The following is a 946-nucleotide window of genomic DNA, read 5'->3' as shown; positions in this document are numbered from 1 at the left end:
AAATGAACTCGTGATGATAGAAGCTTATTTCAAAAAAGGAATCGTTGTTTTGGAAGCGGCTAAACTACTGAGAAGATCTAGACAAACAATCTATAACGTCTATAATTTTCTGAAACTAGGGAAAACGGCGATGGATTACTACCAAAAATACACAGAAAATAAAAAACGTTGTGGCAGAAGTCCCATTGTTCTACCTATGGAACAGCAAGATTACGTTCAAATCATGGTTGCTCAAGGATGGACCCCAGATGTTATCATTGGCCGAGGAGCGTTTCCTATTTCTTGTTCCGTTAGAACCCTCTATCGTCAGTTCAAAAACAAACAATTTGATGTGAAGCAGCTTCCAATGAAGGGCAAGCGCAAGCCAAATGGACACAAGGAACGGCGTGGAAAACAAGCATTCAAGCGCAACATTTCAGAACGAGTGTGTGATTATCCCACATTCCAACAGGAGTTTGGGCACTTAGAAGGTGACACAATTGTTGGTGTCCATCATAAAAGTGCTGTTATCACGCTAGTTGAACGCCTCTCCAAAGTAATTATTACGCTGAAACCAGAAGGACGCAAAGCGACGGATATAGAGCAGTCGATAAATAAGTGGTTCAAGAAGCTTCCCAAATACCTGTTTAAGTCCATTACGTTTGATTGCGGTAAAGAGTTTTCACATTGGAAAAACATCAGTAATACAAATGATATTGCCATCTATTTCGCAGACCCAGGGACGCCTTCTCAACGCGCTTTAAATGAGCATTCTAATGGCTTACTTCGTAAAGATGGGCTACTTAAAACGATGGACTTTAATCAAGTTGATCAAGCATTTGTTTCGGCTGTCGCCTCCAAAAGAAATCATATACCAAGAAAATCATTAAAGTATCAGACACCATTAGAGGTATTTTTGAGTTACGTAAATGATAAGCATTTGTCCAGCTTAATTTGACAAATCAAA

At 39.4% G+C, this 946-nt stretch carries 1 protein-coding gene; it reads left to right on the top strand.

Annotated elements, in window-relative coordinates:
- Positions 1–937, top strand: a 937-nt coding sequence (locus BCR26_RS16690) for an IS30 family transposase (protein ID WP_245677009.1), incomplete at its 5' end; no start/stop codon positions are given.
- Between the last annotated feature and the right edge of the window lie 9 nt (positions 938–946).

The organism is Enterococcus rivorum (genome assembly GCF_001742285.1).
In the GTDB taxonomy this organism is placed as follows: domain Bacteria; phylum Bacillota; class Bacilli; order Lactobacillales; family Enterococcaceae; genus Enterococcus_L; species Enterococcus_L rivorum.
This window is presented reverse-complemented; position numbering and strand designations above follow the sequence as displayed.